This window comes from Streptomyces aurantiogriseus (assembly GCF_014649375.1).
Classification (GTDB): Bacteria; Actinomycetota; Actinomycetes; order Streptomycetales; family Streptomycetaceae; genus Streptomyces; species Streptomyces aurantiogriseus.
Window position 1 is genome coordinate 54336 of record NZ_BMSX01000018.1, and the last position, 12671, is coordinate 67006.

Here is a 12671-nt window from a genome sequence, read left to right on the forward strand (position 1 = left end):
GACGGCTCACGAACAGGCACTCATGAGTGATTCAACGTTCGCCCAAAGAGTCTTTACAGACCTCTGCCCGAAATCGGGCAGCAATCTTGCGAAACAGGCGCCTGTACCCCAGGATCTACCGGGTGCACGAGGAACTTGTCGATCATCTGACGCGCTCCACGCCCCTGAACCGGGGCGAGGCGCTGCGGGTGATCCAGGACGTGCTCGCCTATTTCGACGAGACGACCGACGAGTACGTCCGTCGCCGCCACCGCGAACTCCAGGCCCAGGGCCTGGTCAACGCGGAGATCTTCGAACGGATCGAGGCGGACCTGAAATACCGGACGGTGGCCCCGCCGGAGCTCACGCTCCGGCAACTGCGCCGCATGGTCTACGGCTGAGAAACCGGCCGGGGACCGCCGAGAACTACTGAGGGATACCTGTATATGTGCGGAATCGTCGGATACATCGGGAAGCGTGACGTCGCCCCCCTGCTCCTGGAAGGCCTGCAGCGCCTGGAGTACCGCGGCTACGACTCCGCGGGCATCGTCGTCACCTCCCCGAAGACGGCCGGCCTGAAGATGGTCAAGGCCAAGGGGCGGGTCCGCGACCTGGAGGCCAAGGTCCCGGCCCGCTTCAAGGGCACCACGGGCATCGCCCACACCCGCTGGGCCACCCACGGCGCCCCGTCCGACGTCAACGCCCACCCGCACATGTCGGCCGACCTCAAGGTCGCCGTCGTCCACAACGGCATCATCGACAACGCCTCCGACCTTCGCCGCAAGCTGGAGGCGGACGGCGTCGAGTTCCTGTCCGAGACGGACACCGAGGTCCTCGTCCACCTCATCGCCCGCTCCCAGGCCGAGAAGCTCGAGGACAAGGTCCGCGACGCGCTGCGCGTCGTCGAGGGCACCTACGGCATCGCCGTCATGCACGCCGACTTCAACGACCGCATCGTCGTGGCCCGCAACGGCTCCCCGGTCGTCCTCGGCATCGGCGAGAAGGAGATGTTCGTCGCCTCGGACATCGCCGCCCTGGTCGCCCACACCCGCCAGATCGTCACGCTCGACGACGGCGAGATGGCCACCCTCAAGGCCGACGACTTCCGCACCTACACCACCGAGGGCACCCGCACCACCGCCGAGCCCACCACCGTGGAGTGGGAGGCCGCCTCCTACGACATGGGCGGCCACGACACCTACATGCACAAGGAGATCCACGAGCAGGCCGACGCCGTGGACCGCGTGCTGCGCGGCCGCATCGACGACCGCTTCTCCACCGTGCACCTCGGCGGCCTCAACCTGGACGCCCGCGAGGCGCGCCAGATCCGCCGCGTGAAGATCCTCGGCTGCGGCACCTCGTACCACGCGGGCATGATCGGCGCCCAGATGATCGAGGAGCTGGCCCGCATCCCCGCCGACGCCGAGCCCGCCTCCGAGTTCCGCTACCGCAACGCGGTCGTCGACCCCGACACCCTGTACATCGCCGTCTCCCAGTCCGGTGAGACCTACGACGTGCTGGCCGCCGTGCAGGAGCTGAAGCGCAAGGGCGCGCGGGTCCTCGGCGTGGTCAACGTGGTCGGCTCGGCGATCGCCCGCGAGGCCGACGGCGGCATCTACGTGCACGCCGGCCCCGAGGTCTGCGTCGTCTCGACCAAGTGCTTCACCAACACCACGGTCGCCTTCGCGCTGCTCGCGCTGCACCTGGGCCGCACCCGCGACCTGTCCGTGCGCGACGGCAAGCGGATCATCGAGGGTCTGCGCCGGCTGCCCGCCCAGATCGCCGAGATCATGAAGGGCGAGGAGGAGATCAAGAAGCTGGCCGAGCAGTTCGCCGAGGCCCGCTCGATGCTCTTCATCGGCCGTGTCCGGGGCTACCCGGTGGCCCGTGAGGCCTCCCTGAAGCTCAAGGAGGTCTCCTACATCCACGCCGAGGCCTACCCGGCCTCCGAGCTCAAGCACGGCCCGCTGGCCCTGATCGAGCCGGCCCTGCCGACGGTCGCGATCGTCCCCGACGACGACCTGCTGGAGAAGAACCGCGCCGCCCTGGAGGAGATCAAGGCCCGCAGCGGCAAGATCCTCGCGGTCGCCCACCAGGAGCAGGAGAAGGCCGACCAGACGATCGTCGTCCCGAAGAACGAGGACGAGCTCGACCCGATCCTCATGGGCATCCCGCTCCAGCTGCTCGCGTACTACACGGCGAAGGCGCTGGGCCGCGACATCGACAAGCCGAGGAACCTCGCGAAGTCGGTGACGGTGGAGTAATTCCCCTGTTTCCACTGCCCGTCGGGCATGAACGACCCCCTGTGCGCCACCAGCACAGGGGGTCGCTCTCTCAGGGGTCGGGGCCGCCCGATCACCCCGGCCCGCCGCTGCGTCAGCCGGTGGCCGTCACCCCCCGGCCGGCAGCGCGTCGTGGAAGGGCCGTGGGCCAGTGGGCCAGGGCCGCGGTCGCCGCGTACCAGGCCACCGCGCCCGCGGCGACGGCGAACCAGCCGCCGGCCTTGGCGAGTCCGTCGCTGTCGGCGAAGCGGCCGACGGCGAGCAGGACCAGCGCGACGGTGAAGAGTCCGTAGGTCCCCTGACCGAGCTGGTCGCCGCCGGCGAGGGTCAAGGAGAGCGCCACGAGGGCGAACAGGAGCAGGAAGAGCCCGGCGGCGTTGTCGGAGACCTGGGAACCGGCGGAGACCGCCCAGGTGAACCAGAGGGCGCCGAGGGCCGCGTAGGCGGTACCGGTGGCCGTGTCACGGTCCCGGAAGGCGAAGAGACCGGCGACGAACAGCGCCACGCCGCCGATGTAGTGGGCGATGGATACGGCGTCCGCCGCCGTCACGCCGTCGATCAGGCCGGTGTACCCGAGTCCGAACGCCAACAGGGTGACGCCCAGGGCGAGTCGGCCGACGATCGTGGTGGTGCTTCCCGCAGAGACGTCGTTGTCCACGGCGGGCTCCCTTCATGCATGTGCAGTTGTGCGGTGCACGGTATATGCCCTTCACAAGGGCACAAACACATCTACGCGCGAGTAGATTCATGCGGCGCACAAAGGGAGTTCGGGGTACCCAGAACTCATCTCACCTGGGAGAACGGCGAGTTACGGAATCACAACGACAGGACGCTTGGCCCGCTTGGCGAGCCGCCCGGCGACGGAGCCGAAGATCCGCCCGACGATGCCGTGCGTCGAGCCGACGACGATCGCGTCGGCCTCGTACTCCCGCCCCACCTCTTCGAGTTCGTGGCAGATGTCACCGCCGCGCTCGACCAGGATCCAGGGCACCTCGGCGAGATAGTCGGCGCAGGCGAGCTCCAGACCGAGCACCTCGGTGCGGTGGTCCGGGACGTCGACGAAGACCGGCGGCTCGCAGCCCGCCCACACCGTGGTGGGCAGCCGGTTGGCGACGTGCACGATGATCAGACCCGAGCGGGAACGATGAGCCATGCCGACGGCGTACGCGAGGGCTCGTTCACTGGAGGTGGAGCCGTCGAAGCCGACGACGACACCGTGTTTGAAGGCGGGATCGCAGCTGGGGCGTGTCTCTTCCGCCGCCAGGGGATCGGCCGCCGTGGGGTCGGCGACCGGCCGCTTGCGGTCCGCGGGTTCGAAGAATTCGTGACCGGCCATGGCTGTCTCGGCGTATCGATCCTTATACGGGTGGGACGAGCTGGAGCGGCGGAGCGTGTCCGGGAATCATCTTCCCAACCCCATACCCCCAAGGGTACGGCGGCACGCCTCGTCGGCCCAGATCCCGCGCGTGGTCCGTGGGGGTTCCAGGGAGCATGCACGAGGGGGCGCCCGTAACGCAATGGTTGCTGCCCCGTACAGGCGGTTTGCACAGGATTCACTTACCGGGAGTTCACCCGGTGAGCGACCGCGTGAGTGACCGACCCGCCGAGCAGGCGTTGATCCCCTTGAGCCGCCGCCCAGGGAGGAACCCGTCCCATGCCCTCATCCCGCCCGCACCGCGAGGGCCACGCCGGCGACGACAGGACCACCGAACTGATCCGCTGGGCGGCCTTCAGCTGCGTCCTGGTCCCGGTGGTCCTCCTCTGGTACGGCACCTCCCTGGCCGGCGCCGCCGGCACCGCCCTCGGCCTCGCCGCCGTCACGGCCGTCTGCCGGCTGCTGCTGCGCCGGTCCGAGCGGTGCGCCGCCCGGCCCCCCGCCGACACGGGCGCGCCGCAGACGCCGTACACACCGCACCGCGGACGCCATCAGCGCACCGGAACCGGCTCACATCGTGGCGGTCGTCACAGCGGCGGAAGTACACCGGTCGGCTGACCGGTTTTCACGCACACGAACGTCTCTTTTCAGCCAACTTCCGGATCCCACGCATCCCTTGCCGCAACCACCCCCCACCCCCCGTTCGACCTGCACGGAAAGGGTCTCAGGGGCCCCGCGCACCCTACGGAGATTGGCCACTGCCACAAGGCGCACTTCCCTGCACCTCCCACGAGTGCAACGCTTCGTGATCGAATGCTTCACGCCAAGTTGCCATGTCGACAATGAGCCGGGTGCCGAACTGGCCACTCCGGCATCACGCGACACAGTAGATTCGATCTTGACTGTCTACGGCGGGGGACTCGTGCAGGACCGAGGGGAAACGTGCAGGAGCGACACAACCGAGGAGCCGCGACCACCGAGGGGGGCTTAGCAGGATGAGCCACGACTCCACTGCCGCGCCGGAAGCCGCGGCCCGGAAACTGTCCGGGCGACGCCGCAAGGAGATCGTCGCGGTGCTGCTGTTCAGCGGCGGTCCCATCTTCGAGAGTTCCATTCCACTGTCGGTGTTCGGGATTGACCGCCAGGACGCCGGCGTGCCGCGCTACCGCCTTCTGGTGTGCGCAGGCGAGGACGGCCCGCTGCGGACCACAGGGGGCCTGGAACTCACCGCACCACATGGCCTGGAGGCGATCTCCCGGGCGGGCACGGTCGTCGTGCCGGCCTGGCGTTCGATCACCTCCCCGCCACCGGCGGAGGCGCTCGACGCACTGCGCCGGGCGCACGAGGAGGGCGCCCGCATCGTGGGCCTGTGCACCGGCGCGTTCGTGCTGGCGGCGGCGGGTCTGCTGGACGGCCGTCCGGCCACCACACACTGGATGTACGCGCCGACACTGGCCAAGCGCTATCCGTCGGTACATGTGGATCCGCGGGAGCTGTTCGTCGACGACGGCGATGTGCTGACGTCGGCGGGTACGGCGGCCGGGATCGACCTGTGCCTGCACATCGTGCGGACGGACCACGGCAACGAGGCGGCCGGTGCGCTGGCCCGGCGCCTGGTGGTACCGCCGCGCCGGTCGGGCGGACAGGAGCGCTACCTCGACCGGTCTTTACCGGAGGAGATCGGCGCCGACCCGCTCGCGGAGGTCGTCGCCTGGGCGCTGGAGCATCTCCACGAACAGTTCGACGTGGAGACGTTGGCGGCTCGCGCGTACATGAGCCGGCGGACGTTCGACCGTCGCTTCCGGTCGCTGACCGGCAGTGCGCCGCTGCAGTGGCTGATCACGCAGCGGGTGCTGCAGGCGCAGCGGCTGCTGGAGACATCGGACTACTCCGTCGACGAGGTGGCGGGGCGGTGCGGCTTCCGGTCGCCGGTCGCGCTGCGCGGGCACTTCCGGCGGCAGCTCGGGTCGTCGCCGGCCGCGTACCGGGCGGCGTACCGGGCGCGGCGGCCGCAGGGCGAGCGCACGACGGCGGACAGCGAGCCGGCGGCTCCGGTCGCCGCGGGGCCCTCCGGGGGAGCGCAGGTACCGGGTGCCCTGCATCCGGAGGCCGGGGTGCCGCCGCAGGTTCGCCGTACGGCGGGGGCGGGGGCTGTGAGCTCGACCGCGTCGGCCTCCGCGTCTGCGTCCGCCTTGGCGGCGGAGCATGCGCGGGATGCCTACGCCGGGTCTCGGGCGGGGTTGCCGGGGCCGCGTAGCGGGATGTGAGGGGTGGGGCGGCCGGGGCAAGCGTTTCTCGCCCCCGCCGCCCCTACCCATTCCCCTCCCCAGGGGCTCCGCCCCTTCGCCCCCACCGGGGCTCCGCCCCTGAACCCCGGCCGGGGCTGCCGCCCCGCATCCCGCTTCGGCCCTGAACGAGCCTCGTCCTCAAACGCCGGACGGGCTTGATTGCCCTGACCGGCGCATGTCCGGCGCCGCCGGGCGGGTTGAGCGTGAGGCCCGCCTCTTGTCCGACCGAGTCGGGTGGTGGTGGGCATAGGCCGGGGGTCCAGGGGGCGGAGCCCCCTCGGGGCGTCCGGGGCGACGGGGGGCATCCCATCAGCGGATGTCAGCCTTAGGGTGGTCGCATGAACGATCGCATGGTGTGGATCGACTGCGAGATGACCGGCCTCTCGCTGTCCGACGACGCGCTCATCGAGGTTGCCGCCCTCGTCACCGACTCCGAGCTGAACGTACTCGGCGAGGGCGTGGACATCGTCATCCGGCCGCCGGACTCGGCGCTGGAGACGATGCCGGAAGTGGTGCGTCAGATGCACACCGCGTCCGGGCTGCTGGACGAGCTCGCGGGCGGCACCACCCTGGCCGACGCCGAGGAGCAGGTACTGGCGTATGTGCGGGAGCACGTGAAGGAGCCCGGCAAGGCGCCCCTGTGCGGAAACTCCGTCGGCACGGACCGCGGCTTCCTGCTGCGGGACATGCCGACCCTGGAGGACTACCTCCACTACCGCATCGTCGACGTCTCCAGCATCAAGGAGCTGGCCCGGCGCTGGTACCCGCGGGCGTACTTCAACAGCCCCGAGAAGAACGGCAACCACCGCGCCCTCGCGGACATCCGCGAGTCCATCGCCGAGCTGCGCTACTACCGCGAGGCCATCTTCGTACCGCAGCCCGGCCCGGACTCCGACACGGCGAAGACGATCGCCGCGAAGCACGTGCTGCCTGCCCAGTAGGGGCACCGCGCAGGGCGCCCCGGAAAGCCGTGCGCGAGCACCCCTTCGGACCCTGTACACTTTTTCTCGGCCGGTCGGGGAAACCACACGCTTCAACCGCCGGTCGTGGTGGGTGTAGCTCAGCTGGTAGAGCACCTGGTTGTGGTCCAGGATGTCGCGGGTTCGAGTCCCGTCACTCACCCTGAGTAATCAGCCGGTGGCCTTCCGAGAAGGCCACCGGCTGATGCGTTTCCCGGGAGGCCGCCATCACCTCACCCCTGCGCGCGGAGCCGTTCCGCACCGCCCGCCTCGACCTCCTCCCCCTGCGCGTCGCACACGCCGAGGAGATGTCCGTCACACTGTCCGACCCGGCCCTCCACACCTTCATCGGCGGCTCCCCGCTCGACCCCACCGCCCTGCGCGCCCGCTACGAACGGCTCGTCACCGGCTCCCCCGACCCGGCCGTCTCCTGGTGCAACTGGGTCCTGCGGCTACGGGACACAGCACAGCTCACCGGCACCGTCCAGGCCACCGTCACCGCCACCGCCGCCGCCACCGAAGACCTCACCGCCGAGATCGCCTGGGTCGTCGGCACCCCCTGGCAGGGACGCGGCCTCGCCTCCGAGGCGGTGCGGGGTCTCGTGGCCCGGCTGCGGGAGCACGGCATCCGTACGGTCATCGCCCACATCCATCCCGACCACCGAGCCTCCGCCGCCGTCGCCACGGCCGCCGGGCTGGCGCCGACCGGGGAGGAACAGGACGGCGAGACCAGATGGCAACGTCAGCTCCGCTGACGCCAGGTCTCGCCGGGCGGTCACCGTACGGTTCTCGCCAGGACCCACCGCCCCACGAGGGCAGGCCCCCTACGACGACGCCCGCGCCGCCAGCTCCGTCGCCAGCACCACCTGGCGCCGCTCCAGCCCCCGGGACACCGCCGGCCGGCGGTCCGCGATCTCGGTGAGGAGCAGGTCCAGCATTCTGCGGCCCATCTCCTCGATGGGCTGGCGGACGCTGGTGAGGGGTGGGTCCATGTGGCGGGCGATGGCGGAGTCGTCGTAGCCGACCAGGGCCACGTCCTCCGGGATGCGGCGGCCTGCGTCGCGTAGGGCCTGGCGGGCGCCGGCCGCCATGACGTCGGAGCCGGCGAAGACCGCGTCGAGGGAGGGGGTGCGGGCCAGCAACTCCGTCATCGCGCGGTGGCCGCCCTCCTCGGTGAAGTCCCCGGGTTCGATGAGCCCCTCGTCCACCTCGTACCCCGCGTCGCGCAGGGCGTCGCGGTAGCCGTCGACGCGGCGCTGGGCGCCGTAGACGTCGAGGCGGCCGGTGATGTGGGCGATGCGGCGGCGGCCGCGGGCCAGCAGGTGCTCGACGGCGGAGCGGCCGCCGCCGTAGTTGTCGGAGTCGACGGAGGGAAGCGTCTCCGTGGCGGAGCGCGGACCGCTGATCACGGCCGGGATCTCCAGCTGGGCGAGGAGATCCGGCAGCGGGTCGTCGGCGTGGACCGAGACCAGCAGGACGCCGTCCACGCGGTGGGCGGCCAGGTACTGGGCCAGGCGGCGGCGCTCCTTGTCGCTGCCCGCGAAGATCAGCAGCAACTGCATCTCCGTGTCGGACAGTTCGGAGCCCACGCCCCGCAGGATGTCCGAGAAGTACGGCTCGGCGAAGAAGCGGGTCTCCGGCTCGGGGACGACGAGGGCGATCGCGTCCGTGCGGTTGGCGGCGAGGGCGCGGGCGGCGGTGTTGGGGACGTAGCCGAGTTCGGCGACCGCGGCCTCGACGGCGGCGCGGGTCGCGTCGCTGACCCGGGGGGAGCCGTTGATCACCCGGGAGACCGTGCCCCGGCCCACGCCGGCGCGTGCGGCCACCTCTTCGAGGGTCGGCCGGCCACCGCTCCGGCCCCGCGCTCCGTGGCTTGCCATGGGCTCCGCCTTCCCACCGTCGTCATCACGCTGGCCTGGAATCTAACAGTCCCGTTCGTTCCGCCCGCCGTCACCGGGGGCTGCCGCCACCAGACCCCCCGCCCCCTGGAACCTCCCTGACCCCGGTGACGGCTCGAGCGACCTCCCCCCGCCTCGCCTCGTCTCCCCCACTCCCGGCTTCACTGAGGCGACCCGGCTTCGCCGAGGCGGGAAGCCCTGCGAGGGACCAAGTGCCGCCGCCCCAGGCCGAAAAGCGCCGTTCCCGAAGTTAGCTAACAGGCCGATAACTGAACGCATCTCTCCGCGCCCCCACCCTTGACACCCCCGCCCGAACCGACGACTCTTCAACACATCACCTGTGGGAGCGCTCCCACGGTACCTGACACATACACATCCCGCACGTTCCCCGCCCGAGCCGCAGCGAGAAACTAACGGGCCCAACCATGCAGTTGGCCGGGGGGTCGGCACGTCAGGGCAACAGGAGGACGCAATGCGAGCACGTACCCTCCCCCACTCTCGGCTCCGGTCGGACGGGGGCACCCGTATCGCCCGCAGGACGCGCAAGACGGTGGTCATCGCTGCCGTCGCCGCGCTGGGCGCCGGGCTGCTGGCCGGCTGTGCTGACGACGGCAAGGACGAGGACAGCTCGTCAACGGACGGCGGCGGCGGTGGCAAGACCAAGATCACCCTGGGGCTCTTCGGCAGCTTCGGCTTCGAGGAGGCCGGCCTCTACGCCGAGTACGAGAAGCTGAACCCGAACATCGACATCGCCCAGACCGTGATCGAGCGGAACGAGAACTACTACCCGCCGCTGGTCAACCACCTCACCACCAACAGTGGCCTGCAGGACATCCAGGGCGTCGAAGTCGGCAACATCGCCGAGGTCGTCGAGAAGTACGCCGACAAGTTCGTCGACCTGTCGAAGTACGGCAAGCAGAGCGACTACCTGGACTGGAAGTGGCAGCAGGGAACCGCGAAGAACGGTCAGACGATCGGGCTCGGCACCGACGTCGGTCCGATGGCCATCTGCTACCGCAAGGACCTGTTCCAGGCGGCCGGTCTGCCCACCGACCGCGAGCAGGTCGGCAAGCTGTGGACGGGCGACTGGGCGAAGCTCGTCGAGGTCGGCAAGGACTACAAGGCGAAGGCCCCCGCGGGCACCACCTTCATGGACTCCCCCGGCGGCCTCTTCAACGCCATCGTCGGCAGTGAGAAGGAGCGGTTCTACAACGCCGCCGGCGAGGTCATCTACAAGACGAACCCGGCCGTCAAGAAGGCGTTCGACCTGACGGCCGACGCCGCCGAGAACGGACTGGTCGGCAACCAGACGCAGTTCCAGCAGGCCTGGGACACCACCATCGCCAACAGCAAGTTCGCCGCGATGGCCTGCCCGCCGTGGATGCTCGGCTACATCGAGGGCAAGTCGAAGCCGGAGAGCGCCGGCAAGTGGGACGTGGCCGCGCCGCCGAAGGCCGCCAACTGGGGCGGCTCCTTCCTCACCGTGCCGAAGTCGGGCAAGAACACCGAGGAGGCCGCGAAGCTGGCCGCCTGGCTGACCGCCCCCGAGCAGCAGGCGAAGCTCTTCTCCAAGCGCGGCAGCTTCCCGACCGCGCAGGCCGCCTACGACCTGCCGCTGGTGAAGGACGCGAAGAACAAGATGACCGGTGACGCCCCGATCGGCCAGATCTACGCGCCGCTGGCCGCGGAGCTCCCGGTGCAGGTGGTCGGCCCGAAGGACCAGATCATCCAGCAGGGCCTGACCGACAACGGCGTCATCCTCGTGACCCAGGGCAAGTCGCCCAAGGAGGCCTGGGACAACGCCGTGAAGACCATCGACAACAACCTGGAGAAGTGACCGGTCATGGCCACCCGGCACGACACCGCCGCCGCGCCCCCCGCGAAGGAGGGGGGCGCGGCCCCGGCCCGTCCGCCCGTCGAGTCACCTGAGACGCTCCGGAAGCGGGCCCGGCTGTCCCGCCGCTGGCAGCGGGACGTGCGCTGGAGCCCGTACGCCTTCGTCTCGCCGTTCTTCCTGCTCTTCGTCGCGTTCGGCATGTTCCCGCTGATCTACACGGCGTGGGCCTCGCTGCACACGGTGGAGCTGACCGCGCCCACCGACATGGAGTGGGCGGGACTGCGGAACTACACCCGGATCTTCGACGACGAGTTCTACTGGAACGCGGCGAAGAACACCCTGACCATCGGGATCATCTCGACCGTCCCGCAGTTGATGATGGCGCTGGGCATCGCGCACCTCCTCAACTACAAGCTGCGCGCCTCGAACTTCTTCCGGGTCGTGATGCTCGCGCCGTACGCCACGTCGATCGCCGCGGCCACCCTCGTCTTCGTGCTGCTCTTCGGCCGCGACTACGGCATGATCAACTGGTTCCTGGGTCTGTTCGGCATCGACAACATCGACTGGCAGAACGACAAGTGGTACGCGCAGATCGCCGTCTCGTCCATCGTCATCTGGCGCTGGACCGGCTACAACGCGCTGATCTACCTGGCCGCGATGCAGGCGATCCCGCAGGACCTGTACGAGTCGGCGGCCCTCGACGGCGCCAGCCGCTGGAAGCAGTTCCTCCATGTGACGCTGCCGTCGCTGCGCCCGACGATCCTGTTCACCGTCGTCGTGTCGACCATCGGCGCCTCGCAGCTCTTCGCCGAGCCGCTGATGTTCGACGCCAACAAGGGCGCCTCCGGCGGCCCGCAGCACCAGTTCCAGACGCTCGGCCTGTACATGTACGAGCAGGGCTGGGTGAACCAGCACCTGGGCCGTGCCTCCGCCATCGCCTGGACGATGTTCCTGATCCTCATCGTGGTCGGAATCATCAACTACGTCATCTCGCGCCGGCTGCGCGCCAGTAGTTAGGAGACCGGCCGTGACGACGACAATCACCAAACCCCCGGCCGACGCGACCCCCGAGCCGCCGAAGAACGGGCGGCGCAAGCGTGGCCTGAAGGCGGGACGCGCGGGCGGGCAGCACCACGCGGGCCCCATCGCCTACGCCATTCTCATCGTGTTCACCCTCGTGTCGATCTTCCCGTTGTTCTGGACGGCGATCGCCGCCTCCCGCGACAACGCGCGGCTGGCGGAGACCCCGCCGCCGTTCTGGTTCGGCGCGAACCTCTTCGACAAGCTGGAAGTGGCCTGGACCGACGCCAATCTGGGCGAGGCGTTCCTCAACACGACGATCGTGGCGGGCGTTTCGTCGCTGACCATCGTCTTCCTGTCGACGATCGCCGGGTTCGCCTTCGCCAAGCTGCGCTTCAGGGGCCGGGGCGCCCTGATGCTGATCGTGATCGGCACGATGATGGTGCCGCCGCAGCTCCAGGTGATCCCTCTCTACATGATGGTCGCCGAGCTCGACTGGACCGACCAGCTCCAGGCGGTGATCCTGCCCTCGCTGGTCAGCGCGTTCGGTGTGTTCTTCATGCGGCAGTACCTGATCCAGGCGCTGCCCGACGAGATCATCGAGGCGGCCCGCGTCGACGGCGCGAGCAGCTGGCGGGTGATCTGGCACGTGGTGTTCCCGGCCGCGCGGCCCGCGATGGCCGTCCTGGGCATGCTGATGTTCGTACAGACCTGGAACGACTTCCTGTGGCCGTTCCTCGTCCTGACCCAGCTGGGCAACCCGACCGTGCAGGTCGCGGTGGCCGGCCTGGGTCGCGGCTACACCCCCGACCAGGCCCTGATCATGGCGGGCGCGCTGCTCAGCACGCTTCCGCTTCTCCTGGTCTTCGCGATCTTCGGCAAGCAGATCGTGGGAGGCATCATGCAGGGCGCGGTGAAGGGCTGAGGCCCGGGTTCCCTCTCGTTCGTCTTCTCTCCACGGGTCGGGTCACCGCCGCCTCGGCCCGTTCCCCTCTCCTCCTCCTTGCTGCGTGTTCTTCTCCCCCCACCCACC

12 protein-coding genes and 1 tRNA gene are annotated in these 12671 nt (G+C 69.8%); 10 read left to right on the forward strand and 3 right to left on the reverse strand.

Annotated features, from left to right (window positions below; genetic code table 11):
* The first annotated feature begins 122 nt into the window (after window positions 1-122).
* Entirely contained in the window at window positions 123-380 is a 258-nt protein-coding gene (locus IE263_RS32400) for a hypothetical protein (RefSeq protein WP_189941421.1), read from the forward strand.
* A gap of 45 nt (window positions 381-425) precedes the next feature.
* Window positions 426-2243 carry a glutamine--fructose-6-phosphate transaminase (isomerizing) gene (gene glmS / locus IE263_RS32405; protein WP_189941422.1) on the forward strand — a complete coding sequence of 606 codons (1818 nt, stop codon included), beginning with the start codon at window positions 426-428 and terminating at the stop codon, window positions 2241-2243.
* Window positions 2244-2355: 112 nt separating this feature from the next.
* Here the strand turns inward: glmS and IE263_RS32410 are convergent, their stop codons facing one another.
* Together IE263_RS32410 and IE263_RS32415 are read right to left on the reverse strand one after the other, a co-directional pair.
* Window positions 2356-2919 (reverse strand): GPR1/FUN34/YaaH family transporter, encoded by a 564-nt coding sequence (locus IE263_RS32410; RefSeq protein ID WP_189941423.1) that lies wholly within the window; start codon window positions 2917-2919, stop codon window positions 2356-2358.
* Between the two features lie 150 nt (window positions 2920-3069).
* On the reverse strand, window positions 3070-3597 hold the full coding sequence (locus IE263_RS32415) for a universal stress protein (protein ID WP_189941424.1): 528 nt from the start codon (window positions 3595-3597) through the stop codon (window positions 3070-3072).
* 318 nt (window positions 3598-3915) lie between these two features.
* Here IE263_RS32415 and IE263_RS32420 point away from each other — a divergent pair, with 318 nt between their 5' ends.
* The 5 genes from IE263_RS32420 (at window position 3916) to IE263_RS32440 (ending at window position 7638) form a co-directional block, all read left to right on the forward strand.
* Complete coding sequence (locus IE263_RS32420) at window positions 3916-4254, forward strand: hypothetical protein (protein ID WP_189941425.1); 339 nt, start codon at window positions 3916-3918, stop codon at window positions 4252-4254.
* 377 nt (window positions 4255-4631) lie between these two features.
* Window positions 4632-5903 carry a helix-turn-helix domain-containing protein gene (locus tag IE263_RS32425; RefSeq protein WP_189941426.1) on the forward strand — a complete coding sequence of 424 codons (1272 nt, stop codon included), beginning with the start codon at window positions 4632-4634 and terminating at the stop codon, window positions 5901-5903.
* A gap of 359 nt (window positions 5904-6262) precedes the next feature.
* On the forward strand, window positions 6263-6865 hold the full coding sequence (orn, locus tag IE263_RS32430; protein WP_189941427.1) for an oligoribonuclease: 603 nt from the start codon (window positions 6263-6265) through the stop codon (window positions 6863-6865).
* 108 nt (window positions 6866-6973) lie between these two features.
* Window positions 6974-7046 (forward strand) — tRNA-His (locus tag IE263_RS32435).
* Between the two features lie 145 nt (window positions 7047-7191).
* On the forward strand, window positions 7192-7638 hold the full coding sequence (locus tag IE263_RS32440) for a GNAT family N-acetyltransferase (protein ID WP_229911292.1): 447 nt from the start codon (window positions 7192-7194) through the stop codon (window positions 7636-7638).
* A gap of 69 nt (window positions 7639-7707) precedes the next feature.
* Here the strand turns inward: IE263_RS32440 and IE263_RS32445 are convergent, their stop codons facing one another.
* Window positions 7708-8763 (reverse strand): LacI family DNA-binding transcriptional regulator, encoded by a 1056-nt coding sequence (locus IE263_RS32445; RefSeq protein ID WP_189941428.1) that lies wholly within the window; start codon window positions 8761-8763, stop codon window positions 7708-7710.
* Window positions 8764-9253: 490 nt separating this feature from the next.
* Here IE263_RS32445 and IE263_RS32450 point away from each other — a divergent pair, with 490 nt between their 5' ends.
* Genes IE263_RS32450 through IE263_RS32460 form a run of 3 tightly spaced genes read left to right on the forward strand, consistent with a single transcriptional unit; the run spans window position 9254 to window position 12563 of the window.
* Window positions 9254-10618: an ABC transporter substrate-binding protein gene (locus IE263_RS32450; protein ID WP_189941429.1), complete on the forward strand. Its 1365-nt coding sequence runs from the start codon at window positions 9254-9256 to the stop codon at window positions 10616-10618.
* Window positions 10619-10624: 6 nt separating this feature from the next.
* Window positions 10625-11635, forward strand: coding sequence for a carbohydrate ABC transporter permease (locus IE263_RS32455; RefSeq protein WP_189941430.1), 1011 nt, complete (start codon window positions 10625-10627; stop codon window positions 11633-11635).
* 10 nt (window positions 11636-11645) lie between these two features.
* Entirely contained in the window at window positions 11646-12563 is a 918-nt protein-coding gene (locus tag IE263_RS32460) for a carbohydrate ABC transporter permease (protein WP_189941431.1), read from the forward strand.
* Window positions 12564-12671: the final 108 nt, after the last annotated feature.

Coding starts and splice junctions, on each gene's coding strand:
- glmS (WP_189941422.1), top strand. CDS start 426: ATGTGCGGAATCGTCGGATACATCGGGAAGCGTGACGTCGCCCCCCTG.
- IE263_RS32415 (WP_189941424.1), bottom strand. CDS start 3,597: ATGGCCGGTCACGAATTCTTCGAACCCGCGGACCGCAAGCGGCCGGTC.
- IE263_RS32420 (WP_189941425.1), top strand. CDS start 3,916: ATGCCCTCATCCCGCCCGCACCGCGAGGGCCACGCCGGCGACGACAGG.
- IE263_RS32425 (WP_189941426.1), top strand. CDS start 4,632: ATGAGCCACGACTCCACTGCCGCGCCGGAAGCCGCGGCCCGGAAACTG.
- orn (WP_189941427.1), top strand. CDS start 6,263: ATGAACGATCGCATGGTGTGGATCGACTGCGAGATGACCGGCCTCTCG.
- IE263_RS32440 (WP_229911292.1), top strand. CDS start 7,192: ATGTCCGTCACACTGTCCGACCCGGCCCTCCACACCTTCATCGGCGGC.
- IE263_RS32445 (WP_189941428.1), bottom strand. CDS start 8,763: ATGGCAAGCCACGGAGCGCGGGGCCGGAGCGGTGGCCGGCCGACCCTC.
- IE263_RS32450 (WP_189941429.1), top strand. CDS start 9,254: ATGCGAGCACGTACCCTCCCCCACTCTCGGCTCCGGTCGGACGGGGGC.
- IE263_RS32455 (WP_189941430.1), top strand. CDS start 10,625: ATGGCCACCCGGCACGACACCGCCGCCGCGCCCCCCGCGAAGGAGGGG.